Source organism: Roseovarius sp. A-2 (assembly GCF_002072155.1).
Taxonomy (GTDB): domain Bacteria; phylum Pseudomonadota; class Alphaproteobacteria; order Rhodobacterales; family Rhodobacteraceae; genus Roseovarius.
The window spans coordinates 20,545-41,456 of the sequence record NZ_BDIY01000026.1; the positions used below are offsets into that span (position 1 = coordinate 20,545).

Genomic DNA, 20,912 nt, shown 5'->3' on the forward strand with positions numbered 1-20,912 from the left:
GTATGGATCTGGGACTAAAGGGCCTGAAGGCGTTGGTGACGGGCGGCAGCAAGGGGATCGGGCGGCGCTGCGCTGAGATCCTTGTTGCCGAAGGGGCGGAAGTGGCGATATGCGCACGCACTGAAGTGGACGTAAAGGCGGTTGCGGACGAGCTTGGCTTGCTAGGTGCAGCGGTTGACGTATCTGACAAGGCTTCGCTTGAGGCATGGGTGAAGGCCAGCGCCAGCACTTTGGGCGGCATCGACATTGTGATTGGCAACGTCTCGGCGCTGGCGGTCAATGATGACGAGGCCGCGTGGCAGACGGGCTTCGATACCGACATGATGCATTGCGTCCGAATGGTGAATGCCGCACTGCCGTGGCTGGAGACGTCGAAAGACGCGTCGATCACGCTCGTCTCGTCGGTCTCGGGGCGCGAGATCGACTTCACCGGACCGGCCTATGGCGCGTTCAAAGCGGCGCTGGTGCATTATGCTCAGGGTCTGGCCTACAAGCTGGCGCCGCAGGGTATCAGGGCGAACACGGTGTCGCCAGGCAACACCTTTTTCGAAGGCGGGATCTGGAACAAGATCGAAACTGGCAACCCGGAGTTATTCGCCACAGCGCTTGGGCTGAATCCAACGGGGCGCATGGCCACACCCGAGGAAATTGCTCGTGGCGTGGTGTTCCTCGCGAGCCCAGCCTCAAGCTTCACGAGCGGCACCAATCTTGTAATTGACGGGGCGCTTACCAAGGGGGTGCAGCTTTAGTATCCACGCCCTGGAGCAAACCCTCCGACTTCCAGTCGGACCCGCTTCAGCGTGAGAGAATCGTGTTATGACACTGGCAAACACTGCATTTACTATCACCGCTACCACATCGTCTGGTCGACCAAGTACCGTTACAAGGTGCTGACCGGGGCGCTGCGCCTGCGGGTGCGCGACATCTGCCGTCAGGTCTGCCGCGAGAACGAGGTCGACATCTTGCGCGGGGTGCTGTCGAGCGATCACGTGCACATGTTCGTGTCGGTGCCGCCGAAGCTCGCGATTTCCGATCTGGTGCGCAAGATGAAGGGCCGTTCGTCTCACCGGGCGCAGCGGGAATTCCCGCATATCCGTAAACGCTACTGGGGCTGCCGGTTTTGGGGCAGGGGGTATTTTTCAACCACCAACGGCGCCATCACGGAAGACATCGTACTTCAGTACCTGGAAAATCACATCGCTGATCCTACCGGCGCCAGATGGAGTGGTTGCCGCCCTCCCATGACGGCATCAATTTGTGCCAAGGTTGTGGTGTTAAAAGCCACACAACGAGGAGGACGGCGAGATGAAGGATATGATGATTGGGGTGGATCTGGCAAAGAATGTTTTTCAGGTCCACGGTGCCCTGCGGACAGGAGAGGTACAGTTTCGCAAAAAGCTCACGCGAAAGCAGTTCCCCGCATTCATGGCCCGGCAGGCCCCCTGCCTGATCATCTTTGAAGCCTGCGGCAGCGCACACTATTGGGCGCGTGAGATGGAAGCGCTTGGGCACGAGGTGAAGCTGATCGCACCGCAATATGCGTGCCCGATATTGACTGGATTGACGGCGCTGATCTATGCACCAGCGTCTGGGGCATCCTCTCGGGTAGCGTCCAGCCGGGCAACGACATCGTGATCTATGACGGCTCGGGGCGCCATCCGGCGCCGCATTGCGCAGAGTATTGCGCGATGGCTGGCAAATCGGTGAAGCTCGTTGGCCGAGACGGCTTTTTGGCGGCCGAGCTGACCTATGTCGAGCGTGTTAGCTGGAAATCCAAGCTCTACGAAAAGGAGGTTCCCACACGGTTTGATCATCGGCTCGTGCGGGCGGAAAGGCGCGACAATCGCGTCGTGGGGATTTTTGTCAACGAATTGACACAGAAAGAAATTGAGCTGTTCTGCGATCAACTTGTTGTCGAACACGGCACAATCCCGGAGGACGAGGTCTTTCAGGGATTGCGCGCTGCATCAATCAACGACGGTGTGACGGACATTGATGCGCTTTTGGCCGGTAGCGCCCAGATATCATCGGGACGACGCCAAGAGGCCCGGTTCGAACTCCATCGCATTGGCGACGCTGTGGCCAGCCGCAATATCCAGTCAGCGGTTCTGGATGCCTTCCGCCTTTGCCGGATGCTCTGACCCCACCTCCTTCACTGGTCCGCTACCAGAGGGCGGGGGTGATGGCGGTGATCCTGGCTCACCGCTAGGTGGCACCGCTGTTGTCGGATGAGCATTTCTCGGTTGTTGGGATATTGATCAAGGCTTGGGCGTCGATGAAAGGTTTCCAGTCGAAGGCGGAGGATACGCCAGTATCGGCGAATCTCCGTCATTTGTGAATCGGCGCGCATGTTTGGATGTATATGGACCCCGCCTGATTGCAACGGTTTGGTTAGCTCTGGATCGGCAGTCACATTGCGGACGTATATTCGGCTTCCTTGAGCGGCTCGAACCTTCGTCGCCGCGAGCCCCGATGGATTTCCGCGCGCTTCCTCCTCAATGCCCCCGTGGCATCAGCCTCTGCCGTGCCGGTCCACACATCAGGTTCTGAAAGCGATGGGAGTAACCCTTTCACCATCGCCAGCCAGATTGCTGCAATGTTCCGTGGGTGACCTCCGTGCTGTTGTTACGCAGCTGGTTTAGCCTGCGGTCATGGCTTACGCCGGTCGATAGTTCTCACCACATGACAGAATCGACCAGACGATCCGGGCGTTCTTGTTCGCGAGGGCAACGGCAACGACATTCGGATGCCGCCGCTCGCGCATGCGACCGATCCACTGACTTCTGGGGTCGGTCTTGCCGTGTGCCTTGCCGAGAACGGCGCGCGCGCCATGGATCATCAAGGTGCGCAAATACAGATTACCCCGTTTACTGATGCCGAACAGGCGAGATTTCCCGCCACTTGATCGCTGTTTCGGGACCAGACCCAGCCAAGCGGCAAACTGACGTCCGTTCCTGAAGCAGGTTCGATCACCAACCGCCGCGACCAGCGCGGTTGCTGTAATTGGCCCGATCCCTTCGATCTGACCGATACGCTGGCACGCCTCATTGCTCCGGAACAGGGCGCGAATCCTGCGGTTGGAGGATGCAATACGCAGATCAAGCTCAGCCAGTTCCTCTCGGATTTCCCCCGCAAGCTCGCGGATCAAGTCCGGCAAGCCGTCGTCGGCACAATCTCCCTCTGCAATCTGGCAGAGCGCGCGGCGCAGATGATGTATGTCACGGGCAACGCGACGCCATGTTCGGCCAGAAGGCCACGGATCTGGTTCACCAGCCGTGTCCGGTCAGAGACCAGTCGCTGCCGGATGCGGTGAACTGCCTGGATTTCAAGTTGTTCGGGAGATTTTCAAAGATTGGCATAGCACCGTCAGCGCGCGCCTCGGCAAAAGCTCGGGCGATGTTCTGTTCGCTTTCGCCAATCCATTTCGAGATCAGATCCGAGGCGCGCTTCTCGATCACCGGCATACCGATCACGCGGGCTACGGCTTGGTGATTTTTTCGGGCATAGTGATGAGTGTCTTATCAGTTGGACTCGGCATCGTACTGAGAAGGGCGATGATTTGGTATGGAAAGCAATGGCGCTTGTAGCTGATGGTCGGTGTCTGCATCGCAGATAGCTATGACCAAATCGCCACGCGAACAACCGCGCGGACGTTAACGTGGCAACGTCTCTAAAAGGTATAGAAATTATGCTACTTTTACCCTATATTGTGTCTCATGAAGTTCGAGTTTGACCCCGACAAAAGCGCCGCGAACCGTGAAAAGCACGAGATCGACTTCGATGAGGCCCAGGCTCTCTGGGATGATCCTTATCTGATCGAGGCCCCCGCCAACGTCATGGATGAGCCGCGCTTTCTGGCCGTTGGCGTGATCGGGGCCAAGCACTGGACGGCGGTCTATACATACCGGAGCGACCGGGTGCGGATCATCTCCGTGCGCCGCGCCCGCAGGCAGGAGATTGACTATTATGAAGGCGACTGAATTCGACAAACGCTTCGATGCGGGCGAGGACATGTCCGCCCATGTCGATTGGACAAAGGCCCGCCGCCTCAATGTTGAGGCCAAGCGGGTGAACGTGGATTTTCCGACCTGGGTTGTCGCAGGCCTGGACCGGCAGGCCCAGAAGCTCGGCATCACCCGCCAAGCGCTGATCAAGATGTGGATTGCTGAGCGGCTGCAGTGAAAACGATATTGCCAAATTGCTGATGATGGCGGTGCAAACCGGTTCTCTGTGTGATCAGGCGGCCATTTCTGCGGTGTAGTCTGCCCCCCACTGGCGCTGCAACTCGTTCAGGCCTTGATGGTCTACGTGAACACCCGGATGGTTCAATCTGTTCTACGTGATCAGGATTTGGCGGCACGATTGTCGCCGGAGGATTACCGCGGCCCGACCCCGCTGATCTACTCTCATATCAACCCTTATGGCCGCTACGACATCGATCTGACCTCGCGGATCGATTTCGATAGACAAGCCGCATAGGAAGCCTCTGAATGCCCGTCTCGAAAAAGCCCCGCAGGAAATCTTCCCCATCATCTGTCAGGACCGAGCTGGCGGCTTTACCCAATCCGATGACGCTTGAGGGAGAGTGGAGCAAACTCGGTGCGGGGCCTGAGGACGAAGCACTCGGTGAGGCGCAGGACCTGGTTTATGAGGCTTGGGAAGCCGCCGATGGCCGCAGTCGCTATGCGCTTGCCCGCCGGGCGCTGAAGATCTCGCCGCTCTGCGCGGATGCCTGGCTCATCCTGGCCGAGCGTCCGTCGCTATCGCGGCAGGATCGCCGGGAATTTCTTGAACGTGCGGTCAAGGTCGGCGAACTGGCGCTCGGAGAGGACGGCTTCGCCGAATATGAGGGGCATTTCTGGGGATTTCTGGAAACCCGTCCTTATATGCGCGCGCGGCATTGCCTGGCCGAGGATCTCTGGAGATCCGGTGATCACGAAGCCGCCATTGCCCATCTGCGCGAAATGCTTGACCTCAATCCGGGTGACAATCAGGGGCTGAGATACGTTCTTCTCGCCTGGCTGCTGAACATGCGGGATGACACCGCCGTCGAAGAGCTTCTTCGTGCGCACAGCGACGAAGCCAGCGCTTTCATCTGCTACACTCAGGCCTTGTTTGCCTTTCGGAAAGCAGGTGACGGAAAAGCCGCGCGCAAGGCCGCCATGGAGGCCTGGGAGTGCAATCGCCACGTGCCAAAACTTCTCGCCCGGAAAGGCCGTGTCCGTTTCGAGGACACAGGATACTACACTTTGGGCGGCGAAGATGAGGCCGCCTGCTATATTGAGGAGTACGGGTTCGCCTGGAAGGAGACGCCCGGAGCCGTCGATTGGTTGGTGGAGGTGACGAAAGACCTGAACCGGCGCCGGAGCGGAGACACGACGCTGCACTGACAATGCCGACATTCTGGGTATACCCAAAACGACATGGCGCATGAACACTGAGACGTACCGTTTTTGTGTTCACTTTGGGCCTATTTATCGATAATGAACACGTTATGACGAAGGCACACCCAAAATGAACACATCCAGCGCAAAAATCGGCTACGCCCGCACCTCAACCACAGATCAGAACCCTGCTGCCCAGATCACGGCGCTTAAGGCGGCTGGATGTGGGATGGTGCGCACTGAGCAAAAGAGCGGCGCCACGTTGAGCGGCCGCCCTGAATTGAAGACCATCCTCGACTTCATCCATCCGGGTGAGACTCTGGTCGTGACACGGATAGACCGGCTGGCCCGATCTCTCAGCGACCTTCAGGTCATCGTTGCGGCGCTGAAGGACAAGGGCGCACATCTGGCTGCAACCGAGCAGCCGGTGGACACATCAAACGCCACGGGCAAGGCTTTCTTCGACATGCTCGGTGTCTTTGCCGAGTTTGAGACCAATCTGCGCCGGGAGCGGCAGGCCGAAGGCATTAGCGCCGCAAAACAACGTGGCGTGTATAGGGGTCGCCTCCCAAAAATCGATGTGGCCACCATTCAGGCGAAGCTGTCAGAGGGCTTGTCGCCAACGGAAATCGCACGCGACATGGGAATATCGCGGGGCACTGTTTATAAAGCAAAGGCCTTGATGTGAAAAAGAACAAGATAAAGCAGCGGTCGCCAACCGCCAAACCGCCCGCCAAAACAAACACAAAAGTACCGCCGCCGCGCAACCTTACGCCCCCGCTCTGTGAGAAATTGCGCCACGACATGATGCAAGCGTGTCTCAAGGTAGCGGAGACACACGGGTTGACGGTTGAAGGCGGGGAGTTGAACGACATCGATCTGCGTCACGGCTTCGACATCAGCTTCCGTGTCGGCATTCCGATGCCAGACGGCGCGATCTATTCGCCGGACAAAGCCCTCTTCGAAGTCCTCGCTCCACATTTTGGCCTTGAGCCATCTGACTATGGACGGACCTTCAAGTCGCGGGGAGACCTCTACCGGATCGTGGCGATCAACCCCAACAGACCAAAGTACCCGATTAGCACTGAGCGTGTCTCCGATGGGCGCGGGTTCAAGATGCCGGCCGAAAACGTCGTGATGTATCTACAGTATTCAGGAGCCTGAAAGTTCATGAATTGTTCCCGAAGAAGCCCAAATACGATGGGGTGGACACCTCCTCACGGCATCGCTTTGTGCCAAGGTAGCGATGTCGAAACGAGCTACAGAGGAGACGTCAAAGATGGAAGCTACTATAATCGGGATCGATATTGCGAAGAATGTGTTTCAGTTTCACGGAGCTGGAGCCGACGGGACCACGGTATTCCGGCGCAAGCTCCGGCGATCCGCGGTGCTGGATTTTCTGAAGGCTCTACCGCACTGCCTGGTCGCGATGGAAGCCTGTGCCAGTTCGCATTATTGGGGCCGAGAGATTGAGCGGCTAGGGCATGAGGTTCGCTTGATCCCACCGCAATATGTTAAACCCTTCGTGAAGCGGCAGAAGAATGATGCGGCCGATGCCCAGGCGATTGTCGAAGCCGCAACGCGACCGGAGATGCATTTTGTTGCTGTGAAATCGGCTGAACAGCAAGGTCAATCCATGCTGCTGAAAACGCGGGAGTTGTTTCTGATGCAACGTACCCAGATGATCAATGCGTTACGCGGCCATCTCGCGGAATATGGGATCGTAGCCGCCCAGGGGGCCTCGAATGTGAATAAGCTCGAAGCCTTCGTTCTGGAGCGCGACAAAGACGACTTGCCCCAGACTATGCGCAACATGTGCATCCGGCTTTTCGACCATTTGCGCATTCTTGATTGGCAGATCGACGATCTGACGTCCAGAATTGAGACTGCTGCACGCAATGATGAAACCGCCCGCCGACTGATGACTATCCCCGGCATCGGGCCGATGTGTGCGATGGCAATCACAACCCTTGCGCCACCGCGCGAGAGCTTTCGAAAGGGCCGTGACTTTGCGGCCTGGGCTGGATTGACCCCAAAACAGCATTCGACTGGCGGTAAGACGCGGTTGGGGCGAACGTCGAAGATGGGCCAGAGAGATATTCGAAGATTACTCATCTTGGGGGCCATGTCTGTCATTCAATCGGTTGAACGGAAAGGTGGTGCCCCCGAGGGTTCTTGGCTTGACCGTATGCTGAAGCGAAAACCCAAGTTGCTGGTTGCGGTCGCACTTGCAAACAAGCTTGCCCGGATGGCCTGGGCATTGATGAAGAATGAAGATGTGTATCGAGTTCAGCTGGCGGCTTAAAGCCATCCAGTTGTTGCCTGGAATGCGGTAGGTCTTAGCGGAGGATTATGGGCGAACAGTCGAGAATGACGGGATCTGGAGAACCAGAGAAGCTGTATGCGGAACCGACCGCGGAAATACGATTTGGACCAGATCTTCGAACTAACCATAAGGGCCCGTGGCAAGAGATGCTGCAATACAGAGGCCGGACACACGTAGGAACTCGACCGCATTCACTCAAAATCACCGTGAAAATTCACTTGCATTCCCGGAGGTGTCCACACACGCATTATTGGGGCCGAGAGATTGAGCGGCTAGGGCATGAGGTTCGCTTGATCCCACCGCAATATGTTAAACCCTTCGTGAAGCGGCAGAAGAATGATGCGGCCGATGCCCAGGCGATTGTCGAAGCCGCAACGCGACCGGAGATGCATTTTGTTGCTGTGAAATCGGCTGAACAGCAAGGTCAATCCATGCTGCTGAAAACGCGGGAGTTGTTTCTGATGCAACGTACCCAGATGATCAATGCGTTACGCGGCCATCTCGCGGAATATGGGATCGTAGCCGCCCAGGGGGCCTCGAATGTGAATAAGCTCGAAGCCTTCGTTCTGGAGCGCGACAAAGACGACTTGCCCCAGACTATGCGCAACATGTGCATCCGGCTTTTCGACCATTTGCGCATTCTTGATTGGCAGATCGACGATCTGACGTCCAGAATTGAGACTGCTGCACGCAATGATGAAACCGCCCGCCGACTGATGACTATCCCCGGCATCGGGCCGATGTGTGCGATGGCAATCACAACCCTTGCGCCACCGCGCGAGAGCTTTCGAAAGGGCCGTGACTTTGCGGCCTGGGCTGGATTGACCCCAAAACAGCATTCGACTGGCGGTAAGACGCGGTTGGGGCGAACGTCGAAGATGGGCCAAAGAGATATTCGAAGATTACTCATCTTGGGGGCCATGTCTGTCATTCAATCGGTTGAACGGAAAGGTGGTGCCCCCGAGGGTTCTTGGCTTGACCGTATGCTGAAGCGAAAACCCAAGTTGCTGGTTGCGGTCGCACTTGCAAACAAGCTTGCCCGGATGGCCTGGGCATTGATGAAGAATGAAGATGTGTATCGAGTTCAGCTGGCGGCTTAAAGCCATCCAGTTGTTGCCTGGAATGCGGTAGGTCTTAGCGGAGGATTATGGGCGAACAGTCGAGAATGACGGGATCTGGAGAACCAGAGAAGCTGTATGCGGAACCGACCGCGGAAATACGATTTGGACCAGATCTTCGAACTAACCATAAGGGCCCGTGGCAAGAGATGCTGCAATACAGAGGCCGGACACACGTAGGAACTCGACCGCATTCACTCAAAATCACCGTGAAAATTCACTTGCATTCCCGGAGGTGTCCACACACAGCTTCGGGCCAGCTAGGCCGGATAGGACGGAAAAACTGGCTCTTCGCGGGAGCCGATACTGGAGCGGAAACCCTGTCCCGCGCCATGACCATCATCGAGACCGCCAAGCTCAACGGCCTCGATCCGCTGGCCTATCTCGCCGACGTGCTCGACCGCATCCATGATCACAAGATCAACAAGCTAAATGAGTTGCTGCCGTGGAATTGGGTGCCACTGGCATCCGTGACACGCAGTCAAGCCGCGTAAGCTGCGGTATCAAAGAGGCGGTTACGACCTCGTGACCAAAGCCCGCAATCAGCCGACCCCAATGATGGGCGCTGCCACAGGCCTCCATGGCAACAACGCAGCGCGGGTGATCTTCTATAAATTTGGCAAACTGCAATCGGGACAGTTGCTTACGGAACACAACCGATCCATCCCCAGCAGCGCCGTGCAAATGAAAAACTCTCTTGGCCAAGTCGACCCCTATAAGTGTAACATCCTCCATGGATACCCTCCTCTTTGCTTGGTGATACTTCACCATTCTGGCACAAAACGATGCCGTTGAGCGGGGGTATCCACACCATCAATGTCGGTACATCAGGTGCATCTGAAAGTTGCAAAATAGCCACGTTCATCTGCGTAAAAGGCTTGAAACTGCCTGTTTTTGGGCATTTCCTTATCATTCAAATTGTAGTGAACAGGGTCTTTTACCGCCGTTCTTGTCAAAGGCTTCCCTCAAACGATATTCATCTTTACGGTATAGTCATGCCCTAGGCATATCTCTCCCCGGATAACCCTGCCCGAGGCAATCAAACAAAGCTAAAAAGGAGCATTCCATGCTTAAGACAACAACAGCACTGGCCGCCATGACCGCCTTTCTGGCCGCCCCTGCCTTTGCAGGCGCTTTGAGCGAACCCGAGCCCGAGCCCTATATCGCGCCCGTCGCGGTCGTCGCCCCCGCAAGCCCGAACTGGACCGGGTTCTATTTCGGTGGTGAAGTTGGGTATGGCGATTTCGACTTCGGCCCGAGCGACGATGGTATCATCGGCGGTGTGATCCTTGGGTATGACTATGACCTTGGCAACAACTTCGTTGTCGGTGGCGGTCTTGATTATGATTTCGCCGATATCGACGGTCTCGACGAAGTGTTCCGCGCGAAACTGCGTGGCGGCTATAAAATTGGCAATGGCCTGCTTTATGGCACCGGCGGTTACACCTTCGCCAACACGGACAATGCCGGCACTGACGATGGCTATGTTGTCGGTGGTGGCTACGAGCACATGTTGACCCAGAACATCTCCGTTGGTGGTGAGGTTCTTTACCACGACTACGGCAGCTTCAACAATTCCGGGGCAGATCTTGACGGCACAACCGCTCAGGTCCGCGCCAGCTTCCGCTTCTGATCGACTTACCTCTTCAGAGCAAACATCAACGGGCGGTCCTTGGGCCGCCCGTTTACGTCTCTCACACCGTTATGGCGCGGCTCAATCGTATTGAAACGGGGTGATGCTATGCTGCGCTGCGCTCAACACTATATGAAGCGGCCAGTAGTTTGCTAAAGCGCGCCTTCAGCAGATTGCTGATCGGTTCGTCGTCATAAGCACCATCCGCCAAAAATCTTGAAACGGGCCGTCAATCTGGTTGAGAAGTCCCGGCAGGGCTGACGGATCGCCGACGTTGTCCAAGGTCAAATCCGAGCAGATGATCTCTCCGGCGGCGAGGTCTAGACCGAGGTGCAGCTTGCGCCATTTCTTGCGTTTGGCCGGCTTGGTCATGTCGCTACATGACAACCTGACAAAGCCCGTCAAAGCTGGTACAGGTACAATATGATGGCCAACCGCTTTCTCATCGACCCTGAACCTTGATCTTAGGAACTACCCTTGGGGCCATGATGAAGCCATCGTTGACCAAGATCAATGATCCGATTTTGCGAGTCGTGATAACGCGAGCGTGGGCTCGGAGTCAGAATCGGTTCGCGTTATGAACGCGGCAGCAATAACTTGTATCGTGATTTTGGAACCAGTATTTGGTACGAATAGATGTCGCCCGAAGAACGAATAATCCAGCTCGAACGCGACCTGATCGAAACCCGCAATACGGCCGCCGAGATGATCACGGATGCGATCCGGGAGTTGGTGCCCTCCGAGGCTGGCAGAGACGTCGTGGCCCGTGCGTTCGAGGATTTCGGCAAGGCAGAGGGTGTCGGCTCGATCAAAGCCAGACTGGCGCGGCTGATCGCCGCGAAGATCCGGGAACGCGGCTGACATCACAGTCGATCAACATGAGAAGATTTGGGAGGTATCGATGCCAACGAAAGACTTTCAGTCCGCGATTGTCGGAGAGCTTGAGCGCCAGGCAGCCTTTTCTCCAGAAGACGCCATCGAGCCGCATGCGATGCGTCAGAGTTTGGGCATTCTGATGACACCTTTCGACGCGGCCGTTTCAGATTTGACCGACAGAGGCATGGTGGGTTCGGTGATGGGGGCTCTCTACCTCAAACAATAGCCCGCCATCGACCCGAGACAGGACCGGACATTCCGGAGCAGAAAGACGCTAGGCGAAATCGAGCTGGTCGCAATCAGGCCTCGCGACACCGCGGCTGGCAGAGTTGGCGCGCCACTCAAAACAAACCGAACGCCGGATAAATGCAATTCCTACACATCCCCATCACTTGGCAGGGGGAGTGGGCAAAACCTGGGGGTTACCGATCATGCTATGATGGTTTCTTTGCGAGGAGAGCTGCAGTTCTCGACGGTCGATTGGCGCTCTCATATCAAACACTGGCCGCCTGATCCCCAGGTTTTGCCCACTCCCGACAACACCGGCAGCGGTCTTGCGCGGGACAGATGCTGGACCGATCGGTCGCGCAGGAGTAACCGCTGCCGCCCGTTGGACTGGGCGCATCTCGGGCCGGGTTGCGGCCACGGCGTCGACAAAAGGAAGGGCTTCATCCAAGTCCCGGACACTGGCGCGGATCATCTCGCCGTCTTCCTGCACCTTGTCGAAGACCATCAGCTGGGTTTCGACAGAGGTGCCGAGCTTGCGGTAAACCTGCCCCTGCATCGTCAGCGCCAAGCGCGGCGTCAGGAGGCCGCAGGCGCGGGACCAATGCGCGGCATCGCGTTCGGGCGTGAACCCCGGCGGCATGATCGCCACCAGCCGCCCACCGGGCGCGAGACGCTTTGCAGCCGCGATGAGATGTTTGGCGGCGATGTGCTTGTCTCGGGAGCGATCGACCGAGGAGGCGAAGGGCGGATTCATCACCACGACGTCGGGTAGAACCGGCGTCTGCAGCAGATCATCGATATGCTCGCCGTCATGGCCTGTGACCTCGCCGCCGAAAACTGCGCGCAGGAGGCGCTGGCGAAAGGGGTCGATTTCATTGAGCACAAGCGTGGCACCGGCCCGGGCAGCGAAAGCAGCCAGGGCACCGGTGCCAGCCGAGGGCTCCAGCACGGTCTCGCCCTTGCGGATCGCCGCCGCCCGCAAGACCAGCGCCGCAAATGGCAGCGGCGTGGAAAATTCCGATGCAGCCGGATCTGCTGCTCTGACCGGCGGGTTTCCGTGAGGAGCCGTGAGGCAAGCAGTTTTGCGGTGGCGATGTCACTTGCCGCGCCGTCCCCACGCAGCAGCACCTGGACAGCCGCGGCCTGCATCAGGTCATATGCCATGCGCCAGTCCCAGGCACCGCCAGCATCGCTGCCATGAAACGTCTCGCGCATGATGCGCGCGAGCGCTGAGCTGCGCAGAGGTAGATGATCGATCTCCGCGCCGATCTGCGCGATGGCATTGGCGAGGTTAGCGTTGGATTCAACAGGATTGGGGAGCGTTGAGCGAGGCTTGGACATGGGGAATTCCTTTGGATCAGGGTCTGAGTTCCAAAGGACAAAAAGCCCGCTCTACACTTTGACGGCGTAGAGCGGGCAATTTCTTAGCGGGGGGCCTGCACTCCGATCATGGCCACTGCTGCGCTGCATGAAGAACGCGCAAAATGGTCACCATCTCAGGGCCTTCAACATAAACCAAGATGTAGTTTGGCCGAACAACCATCTCCCGGGTCCCGTCCACACGGCCCGCGCGGTACATCTGAGGGCGTTCTGGAAGGAGGGACGTCTTGTGTTCAATCTCGTCTTTGAGAACTTGAGCGGCATCCGGGTTGTCGTCAGAGATGTAGTCAATGATTGCCAACAGATCGGCTATGGCCGTGGCTTTCCATTCAAGATTTGGCAAGGCGCTTCCCGTCAATCAATGCCTGGGCGTCTTGCATCGCCTTGGCATGGGGCGTTGTGGGCCTTGGATCGTCCAGCGCTTCCTGTACCTTCGCCCGGAACCAGGCGTCATAGGCATCCGGATCAGCGGTCAATCCGGCAGGCAAGCCGCCTTCTGCGGCCACGCGGGTCAGAAGAATACGCACCGCATCGGAGAGCGTCAGACCGACGCCCGCAAGTGCGTCCGAAGCCTGTGCTTTCAGCTGATCGTCAACACGGACATGAAGCATGGATGTTTGGGCAGGCATGGATGGTCCTCCAATTGATGGGAATCATGTATCTCATTTGAGATACGATTTCAAGTCGGCAGTATGTGCGCGCGTGGTCCCGTGGTGTTGTCTCAGCGGGAAACTCAGCCACCCTGCCCCGCCAGAAACTCCGCCAGCACCGGACTGGCCGCACCCTTCGCAGAGCTGAGCAGCTCCGAGCCCGCGAGCGTCGCTTTCGACAGGCGCACGAGCCCGCCGGTTTCCTCGATGCGGTAGCAGCGGCGCTTTTGCCGCCCGCGCCTGTAGTGGGTCGCGGTGACGATCTGGCAGGTGCTGCCATCGGTGAGTGTCACAGGTGCTGCGAGCCTGATCTTGTCGCCTTCCTCGTAGTCCGGAATCGACGCCCAGTCCCGGCAGCGCTGGCGCCAGGCATGGGCGTAGCTGCCTTCTTCCTTCAGGTTGGAGAGAAGCCCGATCAGCCCAAGGGGAGCACGAGACTCGTTCGGGCCAGCGCTTTCCTCCATATCCCTGTAGCCCCAGTATCCGTCATCGTATCGGGTGAGGAAGACAGCCCCGAAAGTGATCGAGCCATCCGCATCTTCGACAGGGGTGCCGTCGAGATTGGTGACCTTTGCCGCCGCGTACCAAGTCGTACCCACCTTGCAGGCTTTGACCAGTTCCGTCCTGCGCCTGTCGGCTTCGAAGGTGCAGAGCCGGGCGATTTCCGCTTTCTCATCCGCGTAGGTCTGGACGCGGCCGTCGGTGTAGAAAAGCCATCCCATTATGCCGCCCTCCGGTCATCGATCTCCATCAATGCATCGAGCGGCACGCGGTAGGGCTGCATGGCATCGAAATCCTCACAATTGCCGCAGCTCTGCACGATCGCGAAGGTGTCGCAGGCATCCTTGAGGATGACCCGGAAGGTGCCGCCAAGACCTGAAGGCACCTCGTAGGTTCCGCCGATGAGATAGTCCGAGGCCCGGCGCACGAAGACGCGGATGCTGTGGCCGTCGGTGGCAAGCCGGATCGTGCCCCGCCCCCGGTCGATGAGCACCTGCACATCGTCGAGGATGTCGGTGTAGAATTGGCCGGTCAAATCGCGAAACGCCATGCGGCGCTGCGCCATCCAGTCGGTATCCCGAAACGGGTTCATGCCGTCGGCGAAGGCGAAGGAGGGATCGGCCTGTTCGGTGGTGACGATACGGGTGGTGGTGCCATCGATGCCGTTTGAGCGCAGATGCACACCATTGCCGACGATCAGGATCAGGGCGGGCCTGTCCACGGGCCCGTTCCAGTTGGGCAGGAAGGTTTTGCAGCCGCGCGCATGAGCGATTTGCGCTGCAACAGCGGACGCAGAGAACTTGAGAATAGCCATGGGGATGTCTTTCCGTTGGGGGTGTGGGAGGGTCGACCCGCGCAGGCGGCGTGGTCCATGTGCGGATCGCGTGATGGCTCAGGCCGCTTGCGCGACCTCGCTGTCAGCCTCCGGGATTTCCGCAGTGGGCGCCGCCTCATCAAAGGCGAGACCGGCGGACTGCATCATCGGCGGGCGGCTTTGTCAGGTTATTGACGCGCCCCGGCTGCACGCATAGTCCCCTGTCATGATCAGCCAAGTTTCACAGCCTCGCCTGAAGGGCTTTCGCTTCCCCCGTTCCGTCATCTCTTACGCCGTCTGGGCGTATCACCGCTTTGCGCTGAGCCTGCGCGATGTCGAGGACCTGCTGGCCGAGCGAGGTGTGATCGTCTCCTACGAAAGCATCCGCGTTTGGTGCCAACGGGTCGGAACGCAGATCGCCGCGAGTATCCGTCGCGACCGTCCGGCCCCGACCGACAAATGGTACCTCGACGAGGTCGTGATCACAATCCGAGGCCAGAAGCACTGGCTTTGGCGGGCGGTCGACGTGAACGGTGACGTGCTGGAGATCCTGGTCCAAAGTCGCAGGAATGCCCATGCTGCCAAGCGATATCTTCGAAAACTGGTGCGGCGGTGGGGCGTGCCGCGGGTCATCGTGACCGACAAGCTGCGCAGCTATGGCGTCGCCGTCCGGGGGCTTTGACGGTGGGCAGCACCAGCGCGAAAGCGCTCTCGCCGCCGGGGCGGGCGGTGCCGAAGAGATACGTCCATTCGTGGCGCTGATCCTGAACCCCCGGCGGGCGTTTGCCGCGCGTCCACCAGCGATGACAGAGCCGGCCCTTCTGGCCCACGCGCATCTCATCCTGAAACCAGAGGGTTATCCGCTTGCCGGGATGGGCCTCGGCGGCGCTCTCCAGTGCCGTTTGGAGCCCCCTTTTTCGAAGCGGCGCTGCGCTTTCTCGTCGGTCTTTGGATGGGTGGGGCGGGTCTTCTGTCGCGAGAACCCCTCGCGCCGCAGGATCCGCGACAGGCTCTGCGGCGGCAAGCGCTTGTCAAAGTGCTCTTCGATCCAGCGGCAGAGGTCGGGCAGCGTCCAGCTGCTCACCCCATCGGTCTCGGGATCGGGACCGCGCAAGATGCGCTCCGACAACCGCGCCAACTCGGCTTCCGTCAGCGCCTGCGGCCGGCCAGGCGTCGGGCGGTCGTAGAGCCCCGCGAGCCCCTCGGCGTTGTAACGCACCACCGCGTCGCGAAGCGCCTGCCGATCCATTCCCGCGGCGCGCGCCGCAGCGGCCCGGCTCATGCCCTCCAGCGCGTTCGCGACCGCCAGCATACGCCGCGCCACCCGGTTCGCCTTCTCACGCGCCGCCAGTGCTCGCAGCTCTGCCGCGCTCAGTTCGTCCTTGATCTCCAACGTTCGTCCCATACCTGCCTCTTGATCCGCTTTCCCGCACGGAATCACGGATCAGGCAGGTTGGAAAGGGCCGCAGAGTCAGACGTTTCGCGCGCTGATATTAGGGTATTCGTATCATATATCAATATTCTAATTCCGCATATTGACACAGATCAGACGTCAACACGTTCCAGGTTCTGCGCAACGCGGTGGCTGAGCACGGCCCACTGATCTGCGTCTGGTCTGTAACGCGTGCCGCGCGGTGGGATCTTGCATGCAGCTGACGTCACTTCATGTAACCGCGGCATCAGAACCGATCCGATAGCTCAATTCGCGAGCAAAGACATAATACCGCGACCATTCCAGCCAGATTTCATTTCCGGGCGGTTTGAGCGGGACCCATTTTCAATACAGCCACCCCAACGGCCCCACATAAGCATGAAGGAGATAACCCCATGAGCCTTGATTTCGGATTCAATCGCCAAGACGAGTCCGTGGCCCTCTGGTTTCACAATCACTGGGATTTCCTCGATATGTTCACCGAAGAACCGCTGGTGCAACTCGAAACCCCAAACGATTTCTACGTTACGCGCCCGATGGTATCTGCCGTCATCAAGAAAATCGAAGCGGAGATGGTTGAGAACGACCAACCGGTGCCCGCGATGCCCGCCTGTCACACCCAGGAATTCGCAATGCTCGAGGAAGCAATTCCTTGGGATTTTCACTGCGCTGAGCCGGAGGACTGGGAAGCTGCCCTGCCCCATTACCGCGTCTTGCTCTATCGATTGCTCGCGGATGTTCGCACTGACGGCTGCCTGATTTGCGGCTGGGACGCATGATCCTCGGCGCAGAACAAGCGAAGGCGCTCTCGCGCGGACGCTTGTCGCCCCGATGCCTCCCCTGACCAGAGCGGTGCCGTTCTTACGTGATGAGGCAGGCCCGTTTTTTGCACTGTCTCTTTTCGGCGATGCGGCAATCGCCCGGGAGGCTGGACCACATCGCCTCAATGCCATCCCCCAGCGGGATTTCCGGAGAGTTGCGAATGGTCCCACATATTCTTCGGCTGCCAAGTTGGCCGCTTCGAAACCAGTAGGGTGCCCATGTACCAGCTAACCCGAAAAATTCATGAAGAGGCGGTGAGAGTGGCGTAAAGTTATGAAATCGTGTAGATTTTGAGTGTCGAAGCCAAAATCCTGGATTTCGAGGAGCCACCGCTCACCATGGGACAAATCTACACGCCCTCACCCCCGTTTGTCACCTGTGAATGGCAAGCCGATCCTGCTCGGTTTTGACGGTGCGGACATGAGTTCCGATGCGGGACTGAGCCTGCTGCGCGAGATCGAGCGGAAGGCCGGTCTGGCCGATCGCCTTGCGGCCTGCATCGCGGATACGCGTGATCCGCAGCGACATCAGGCGATCTTGTTGGCGAGCGACAGTCCACTTGGGGAATGCCGGATCAAAGGAGCGGCATCGAACCGTGACACGTCGTCCATGCCTATTTCAGCCCCCGTTTAGCGCCAACGTGGCCTCAAGAGCCGGTAGTATGGATCTGCGTCATATTCACTGGTTCATTCGTCGAGAAGGTGCCGGTAGGGCCTCCCGGAAATAGCCTCCTGAACGATCATCAGTCCGCGGGGGCACGGCTCAGCCGGTTCATGATTTACAACGATATCATCGACGCAGCGCCAGCTATCGATCGGCGTACCGTCTCTTTTTTCCAGGCGCTCGAGGAGGCTGATGATGTCCACGGCGGCCAGGTAGTCTGCGAACATGGCATAGAGGCGTCGGGAAAGCTCTTCCTGTTCGATTTTGTAGACAACCTTATGTGCGAGGTACTTGTTCTGGCGTAGCTCCTCTTCTCCATAGTTGATATACGGCAGGTGTTCGATTGTATTTCGACGATTTGTCACGGGATATTCCTTCTTCGGTTGGTTGCGAGCAAAAGATTCTCAGACATGTGCGCGGCGTGATCCGTTCCGGGACCGCACCGCTGTTGCAGTGGTCGGAGTGGCGCCGGGCGAGCTTCAGACGCACCCGCCCGGCCGGGACGGCAGACTACCGCACGAAGGCATAGTCAGGACCGCCGCTGACATAGAAGTCTTCGGGGCGCGGCAGTTCGAGGCGCCGGTTCGGGGCTGAGCGGACCTGCGGCGGAAGGGCGGAACGGAAGAGTTTCATGTAACGCCTGGTCTTCTCGAGGCAGTGCGCGGCCTCCTCGCGTGACTGTGCCCCTTTCAGCATCATCATCAGGGGGCGGGACGTCGCGTGACCGAGATGGAGGCCCCAGATGCCTTGTAACCAGTCCGGATGCACGTAGAGCATGGCATCGGCGAACTGGACCAGGTGGATCTGATAGGGTTGCTGGTCCTCGACCATCTTCGCCTGCCGGACAATCCGGTGATGATCCAGGCCGCCAAACGGGACGGCGGTGATCTCCCGGAACACCGCGGCATCCGCGTCCGACATCTCGTCGATGAAGAAGCTTTCCGGTTCGGAAACGCCCTTCCTGTAGGCGACCTCGATGTGCATGTCCGGTGCGAACCCAAGGTCGGGGCGGTAGCTGATACCCCCGAACACGCCGATGAAGTCTCCGATGCTGGCGCGTTCGGAGGTGACGAGGTGGGATGCCTGCGGCAGGGGGCCTGTCAGCGGAAGAGCGGACAGGCAGGCGGTGGCGGAGCTGGCTTGCAGCGAGATGGTCATTGCGTGGTCCTCTTTGTCGGGGTTGTAAGGGGAAGGTCGGATCGTTGATCTCAGCCGGAAGCGATTTTTCGGGCAATCGGGAATTTTTTTCGCAGGGCCCGGAGAGGGAGGCGTCGACGTCCACGCAGCGATCAGCACGTCCTGTCGTGTGACAGTCCCTGACCAGGAAAACTCTGTGCAGCTCCCTGAAGGCTCGGCGATCGCGCGCCTGCTCGTCGCTTTTCGCCAAATTGCGCACCGAATTCGAAGTCCACCCGGAACCGAGCCCGGACGGTGTGTATGCGCACCAAGGCCGCGTTATCGAGATGGCCGATGATTTCCAGATCCTCGGCGCCAGTGAGGCCGCTGTTGCGAACATGCACGCTGATCCAGCGGATCCCGATGACGCGCGTCGGCTTCCCGCTCCGTTGGCAATCCCTTGTCCGGGCTCGATTGCGATGCCCCCGGGGGTCGATCCCGGCCCCGGGAGCATCGCGGCTTTCAGTCTATGCACATTGTGTCGGGACCGGGCGCCGCAACATGAACGGCGCGCCCCGGGGCGTGACGGTGACGACCACGAGCTCGTCACCGAGCAGGAAGAACGGCAAGTCCGGCGATCCGGTCACGATCTCGCACAGGATTGTCGCGCCCGCGAGGAAAGCATCCCTGTACGTGGGGAGCGGGCGTGCTTCCGGCGTGCCGATCGTGTTGGCCTCACCCGGGGCCATGTCGAATTCGATGTTCGCGATGTAGCCGCCGCCCACGTGAGCGATCCGGAAAGCGCGCAGGGCATTGCGATCGAAGCCGCTTGGTCTGACCTTGCCGGGAGATGGTGCGGAAAATACCGGCGACATCGACATCGCCCAATTCGAGCGTCTTTCGCTGGCTTTGGAGGATAAGGTGCAGCCCTCGTTGGTCGACACCTTCACCGCCCTGAAATTCGATCCCATTGACGGACTTGACCCCAACAGCGTTTGGCGCTGGAGGCAAGCGAAGTCCGGCACGCTGGTTGAGTTTCTCACGCCGTCTTTCGAGGAGGACGAGGGGATTAAGGCTCTGCCTGCCCTTGGCGTGAAAGCAAGGGCTCTGCACCACTTGAACTATCTGATCGCTGAACCGATATATGCGGCCGCACTCTACCGCGAGGGCGTTCTGGTGCAGATACCGCGTCCAGAGCGCTATGCGATCCACAAATTGATCGTGGCCGACCGCAGGCGCGACGGTATTGATTCAGACAAGGCGTTCAAGGACCGCGAGCAGGCTGCATGGCTGATAGAGAGCATGGCCGAGGACCGGCCAGCCGATGTCTGGGAGGCCTATCAAGATGCGATGGGACGTGGCCCAAAGTGGAGGGAGCGCATTGGGCGCTCCTTAAACCGGATGTCCGCTACGCGTAAAACGATTGAGGAGTGCGCACTTTGATCGCGCCAACACGGTTTGAGAACAACTCCCAAACTTTCGCCAATCAGGCCAAAACTACACGGCCCCAGGACAGGTGCCGCTTCCTTCAACATATTTCGACCGCAGAGTGTTGGAGAGCGTGGTTAAACCATATGCTGTTCGCACAAAAGTTCATTGAGCCGCTTCGGGTTATTTGAAAGAAGACGTAGCGCCGTGTCAGCGGCCTTGCTCAATACGACATCTCCAGATTCATATTTCTGAAACGCATTCGGCCCACCGCCAATGAAGCGGCCCGCGTCTCGCTGCGAAAGCCTCAGTTTCTTACGCACTGCCCGGACTTCGACCGGCGTCATTACGCCAGCTTCTCGAGCTTTCATGGTGTTGATCGCGCGATCTGACACCTGCATATCCTTGGATGGCATTGCCAAGTTGTTCGAGGTCTCGTTTTCGATTAGGCGGCGGGGATGAAAATACCATCCGATATGCCACGCCTGAAAGGCTTCCGTTTTCCGCGCGAGATTATCGCATACGCGGTATGGGCGTATCA

The 20,912-nt window shown here is 58.7% G+C and carries 25 protein-coding genes and 9 pseudogenes; 21 read left to right on the forward strand and 13 right to left on the reverse strand.

Annotated elements, in window-relative coordinates:
• Window positions 1-2: 2 nt before the first annotated feature.
• The 4 genes and pseudogenes from BHD06_RS19825 to BHD06_RS23210 form a co-directional block, all read left to right on the forward strand.
• Window positions 3-749 (forward strand): SDR family NAD(P)-dependent oxidoreductase, encoded by a 747-nt coding sequence (locus BHD06_RS19825; protein WP_080458708.1) that lies wholly within the window; start codon window positions 3-5, stop codon window positions 747-749.
• A 51-nt stretch (window positions 750-800) separates the two neighbouring features.
• Window positions 801-1,196, forward strand: a pseudogene (gene tnpA / locus BHD06_RS19830) (IS200/IS605 family transposase); the annotation flags it as partial.
• A 345-nt stretch (window positions 1,197-1,541) separates the two neighbouring features.
• Window positions 1,542-2,141 carry a hypothetical protein gene (locus tag BHD06_RS19835; protein WP_080458709.1) on the forward strand — a complete coding sequence of 200 codons (600 nt, stop codon included), beginning with the start codon at window positions 1,542-1,544 and terminating at the stop codon, window positions 2,139-2,141.
• A gap of 38 nt (window positions 2,142-2,179) precedes the next feature.
• Window positions 2,180-2,308 (forward strand): annotated as a pseudogene (locus BHD06_RS23210) (IS5/IS1182 family transposase); the annotation flags it as partial.
• A 348-nt stretch (window positions 2,309-2,656) separates the two neighbouring features.
• Here the strand turns inward: BHD06_RS23210 and BHD06_RS19845 are convergent.
• Both BHD06_RS19845 and BHD06_RS19850 read right to left on the reverse strand, forming a co-directional pair.
• Complete coding sequence (locus BHD06_RS19845; RefSeq protein WP_080458710.1) at window positions 2,657-3,217, reverse strand: IS110 family transposase; 561 nt, start codon at window positions 3,215-3,217, stop codon at window positions 2,657-2,659.
• Between the two features lie 49 nt (window positions 3,218-3,266).
• Window positions 3,267-3,476, reverse strand: a pseudogene (locus BHD06_RS19850) (hypothetical protein); the annotation flags it as partial.
• A 240-nt stretch (window positions 3,477-3,716) separates the two neighbouring features.
• Between BHD06_RS19850 and BHD06_RS19855 the strand changes: the two are divergent.
• The 10 genes and pseudogenes from BHD06_RS19855 (at window position 3,717) to BHD06_RS19900 (ending at window position 10,461) form a co-directional block, all read left to right on the forward strand.
• Window positions 3,717-3,980, forward strand: a complete 264-nt coding sequence (locus tag BHD06_RS19855) for a BrnT family toxin (RefSeq protein ID WP_080458714.1) — start codon at window positions 3,717-3,719, stop codon at window positions 3,978-3,980.
• Window positions 3,967-4,182, forward strand: a complete 216-nt coding sequence (gene brnA / locus BHD06_RS19860; protein ID WP_080458715.1) for a type II toxin-antitoxin system BrnA family antitoxin — start codon at window positions 3,967-3,969, stop codon at window positions 4,180-4,182. The genes BHD06_RS19855 and brnA overlap by 14 nt, the downstream gene beginning before the upstream one ends.
• A gap of 96 nt (window positions 4,183-4,278) precedes the next feature.
• Window positions 4,279-4,479: a transposase gene (locus tag BHD06_RS19865; RefSeq protein ID WP_254892505.1), complete on the forward strand. Its 201-nt coding sequence runs from the start codon at window positions 4,279-4,281 to the stop codon at window positions 4,477-4,479.
• 11 nt (window positions 4,480-4,490) lie between these two features.
• A complete protein-coding gene (locus tag BHD06_RS19870) occupies window positions 4,491-5,390 on the forward strand; it encodes a tetratricopeptide repeat protein (RefSeq protein ID WP_080458717.1) in 900 nt (299 codons plus the stop codon).
• Window positions 5,391-5,514: 124 nt separating this feature from the next.
• A complete protein-coding gene (locus BHD06_RS19875) occupies window positions 5,515-6,072 on the forward strand; it encodes a recombinase family protein (protein ID WP_080458718.1) in 558 nt (185 codons plus the stop codon).
• The gene (locus BHD06_RS19880) at window positions 6,069-6,548 is read left to right on the forward strand and encodes a hypothetical protein (protein WP_254892498.1); all 480 of its coding nucleotides are present in this window, start codon (window positions 6,069-6,071) and stop codon (window positions 6,546-6,548) included. The genes BHD06_RS19875 and BHD06_RS19880 overlap by 4 nt, the downstream gene beginning before the upstream one ends.
• A 115-nt stretch (window positions 6,549-6,663) precedes the next feature.
• Window positions 6,664-7,689 carry an IS110 family transposase gene (locus BHD06_RS19885; protein WP_080458719.1) on the forward strand — a complete coding sequence of 342 codons (1,026 nt, stop codon included), beginning with the start codon at window positions 6,664-6,666 and terminating at the stop codon, window positions 7,687-7,689.
• A 254-nt stretch (window positions 7,690-7,943) separates the two neighbouring features.
• Window positions 7,944-8,810, forward strand: a pseudogene (locus BHD06_RS19890) (IS110 family transposase); the annotation flags it as partial.
• A gap of 287 nt (window positions 8,811-9,097) precedes the next feature.
• Window positions 9,098-9,322: pseudogene (locus BHD06_RS19895) on the forward strand (transposase domain-containing protein); the annotation flags it as partial.
• Between the two features lie 572 nt (window positions 9,323-9,894).
• Window positions 9,895-10,461 (forward strand): outer membrane protein, encoded by a 567-nt coding sequence (locus BHD06_RS19900; RefSeq protein ID WP_080458721.1) that lies wholly within the window; start codon window positions 9,895-9,897, stop codon window positions 10,459-10,461.
• A gap of 165 nt (window positions 10,462-10,626) precedes the next feature.
• On the opposite strand, the gene BHD06_RS19905 is transcribed toward BHD06_RS19900, so the two are convergent.
• Window positions 10,627-10,833: a hypothetical protein gene (locus BHD06_RS19905; RefSeq protein ID WP_254892499.1), complete on the reverse strand. Its 207-nt coding sequence runs from the start codon at window positions 10,831-10,833 to the stop codon at window positions 10,627-10,629.
• 264 nt (window positions 10,834-11,097) lie between these two features.
• Here BHD06_RS19905 and BHD06_RS19910 point away from each other — a divergent pair, with 264 nt between their 5' ends.
• On the forward strand, window positions 11,098-11,322 hold the full coding sequence (locus tag BHD06_RS19910) for a hypothetical protein (RefSeq protein WP_080458722.1): 225 nt from the start codon (window positions 11,098-11,100) through the stop codon (window positions 11,320-11,322).
• A gap of 40 nt (window positions 11,323-11,362) precedes the next feature.
• Window positions 11,363-11,563 carry a hypothetical protein gene (locus BHD06_RS19915; RefSeq protein ID WP_080458723.1) on the forward strand — a complete coding sequence of 67 codons (201 nt, stop codon included), beginning with the start codon at window positions 11,363-11,365 and terminating at the stop codon, window positions 11,561-11,563.
• 308 nt (window positions 11,564-11,871) lie between these two features.
• Here the strand turns inward: BHD06_RS19915 and BHD06_RS19920 are convergent.
• The 5 genes and pseudogenes from BHD06_RS19920 to BHD06_RS19940 all read right to left on the reverse strand — a co-directional run.
• Window positions 11,872-12,906 (reverse strand): annotated as a pseudogene (locus tag BHD06_RS19920) (methyltransferase); the annotation flags it as partial.
• A gap of 106 nt (window positions 12,907-13,012) precedes the next feature.
• Window positions 13,013-13,288, reverse strand: coding sequence for a type II toxin-antitoxin system mRNA interferase toxin, RelE/StbE family (locus tag BHD06_RS19925; RefSeq protein ID WP_080458724.1), 276 nt, complete (start codon window positions 13,286-13,288; stop codon window positions 13,013-13,015).
• Window positions 13,275-13,574 carry a type II toxin-antitoxin system RelB/DinJ family antitoxin gene (locus BHD06_RS19930; protein ID WP_044353023.1) on the reverse strand — a complete coding sequence of 100 codons (300 nt, stop codon included), beginning with the start codon at window positions 13,572-13,574 and terminating at the stop codon, window positions 13,275-13,277. The genes BHD06_RS19925 and BHD06_RS19930 overlap by 14 nt, the downstream gene beginning before the upstream one ends.
• Window positions 13,575-13,678: 104 nt before the next feature.
• Window positions 13,679-14,317: a DUF6927 domain-containing protein gene (locus tag BHD06_RS19935; RefSeq protein WP_080458725.1), complete on the reverse strand. Its 639-nt coding sequence runs from the start codon at window positions 14,315-14,317 to the stop codon at window positions 13,679-13,681.
• Window positions 14,317-14,910 carry a regulator gene (locus BHD06_RS19940; protein ID WP_080458726.1) on the reverse strand — a complete coding sequence of 198 codons (594 nt, stop codon included), beginning with the start codon at window positions 14,908-14,910 and terminating at the stop codon, window positions 14,317-14,319. Before BHD06_RS19940 ends, BHD06_RS19935 begins: the two co-directional genes overlap by 1 nt.
• Window positions 14,911-15,136: 226 nt before the next feature.
• On the opposite strand from BHD06_RS19940, the pseudogene BHD06_RS19945 reads away from it, so the two are divergent.
• A pseudogene (locus BHD06_RS19945) lies at window positions 15,137-15,589 on the forward strand (IS6 family transposase); the annotation flags it as partial.
• 177 nt (window positions 15,590-15,766) lie between these two features.
• On the opposite strand, the gene BHD06_RS19950 reads toward BHD06_RS19945, so the two are convergent.
• The gene (locus BHD06_RS19950; RefSeq protein ID WP_080458727.1) at window positions 15,767-16,315 is read right to left on the reverse strand and encodes an IS630 family transposase; all 549 of its coding nucleotides are present in this window, start codon (window positions 16,313-16,315) and stop codon (window positions 15,767-15,769) included.
• Between the two features lie 422 nt (window positions 16,316-16,737).
• Between BHD06_RS19950 and BHD06_RS19955 the strand changes: the two genes are divergently transcribed.
• Together BHD06_RS19955 and BHD06_RS19960 are read left to right on the forward strand one after the other, a co-directional pair.
• Complete coding sequence (locus BHD06_RS19955; protein ID WP_080458728.1) at window positions 16,738-17,121, forward strand: hypothetical protein; 384 nt, start codon at window positions 16,738-16,740, stop codon at window positions 17,119-17,121.
• Window positions 17,122-17,479: 358 nt separating this feature from the next.
• Window positions 17,480-17,695 (forward strand): annotated as a pseudogene (locus tag BHD06_RS19960) (transposase); the annotation flags it as partial.
• A gap of 155 nt (window positions 17,696-17,850) precedes the next feature.
• Here BHD06_RS19960 and BHD06_RS19965 read toward each other — a convergent pair.
• The 3 genes from BHD06_RS19965 to BHD06_RS24495 all read right to left on the reverse strand — a co-directional run bounded on the left by BHD06_RS19965 (window position 17,851) and on the right by BHD06_RS24495 (window position 19,887).
• Window positions 17,851-18,192 carry a hypothetical protein gene (locus tag BHD06_RS19965; protein ID WP_080458729.1) on the reverse strand — a complete coding sequence of 114 codons (342 nt, stop codon included), beginning with the start codon at window positions 18,190-18,192 and terminating at the stop codon, window positions 17,851-17,853.
• 145 nt (window positions 18,193-18,337) lie between these two features.
• A complete protein-coding gene (locus BHD06_RS19970; RefSeq protein WP_080458730.1) occupies window positions 18,338-18,985 on the reverse strand; it encodes a hypothetical protein in 648 nt (215 codons plus the stop codon).
• Window positions 18,986-19,470: 485 nt separating this feature from the next.
• Entirely contained in the window at window positions 19,471-19,887 is a 417-nt protein-coding gene (locus BHD06_RS24495; protein WP_254892509.1) for a hypothetical protein, read from the reverse strand.
• Here BHD06_RS24495 and BHD06_RS19980 point away from each other — a divergent pair.
• The gene (locus BHD06_RS19980; RefSeq protein ID WP_254892507.1) at window positions 19,784-20,386 is read left to right on the forward strand and encodes a GSU2403 family nucleotidyltransferase fold protein; all 603 of its coding nucleotides are present in this window, start codon (window positions 19,784-19,786) and stop codon (window positions 20,384-20,386) included. The two genes, BHD06_RS24495 and BHD06_RS19980, sit on opposite strands and share 104 nt — an antisense overlap.
• Before the next feature lie 122 nt (window positions 20,387-20,508).
• Here the strand turns inward: BHD06_RS19980 and BHD06_RS24500 are convergent, their stop codons facing one another.
• The gene (locus BHD06_RS24500; RefSeq protein WP_307718138.1) at window positions 20,509-20,787 is read right to left on the reverse strand and encodes a type II TA system antitoxin MqsA family protein; all 279 of its coding nucleotides are present in this window, start codon (window positions 20,785-20,787) and stop codon (window positions 20,509-20,511) included.
• Between the two features lie 42 nt (window positions 20,788-20,829).
• Here BHD06_RS24500 and BHD06_RS23220 point away from each other — a divergent pair.
• A pseudogene (locus tag BHD06_RS23220) lies at window positions 20,830-20,912 on the forward strand (IS6 family transposase); the annotation flags it as partial.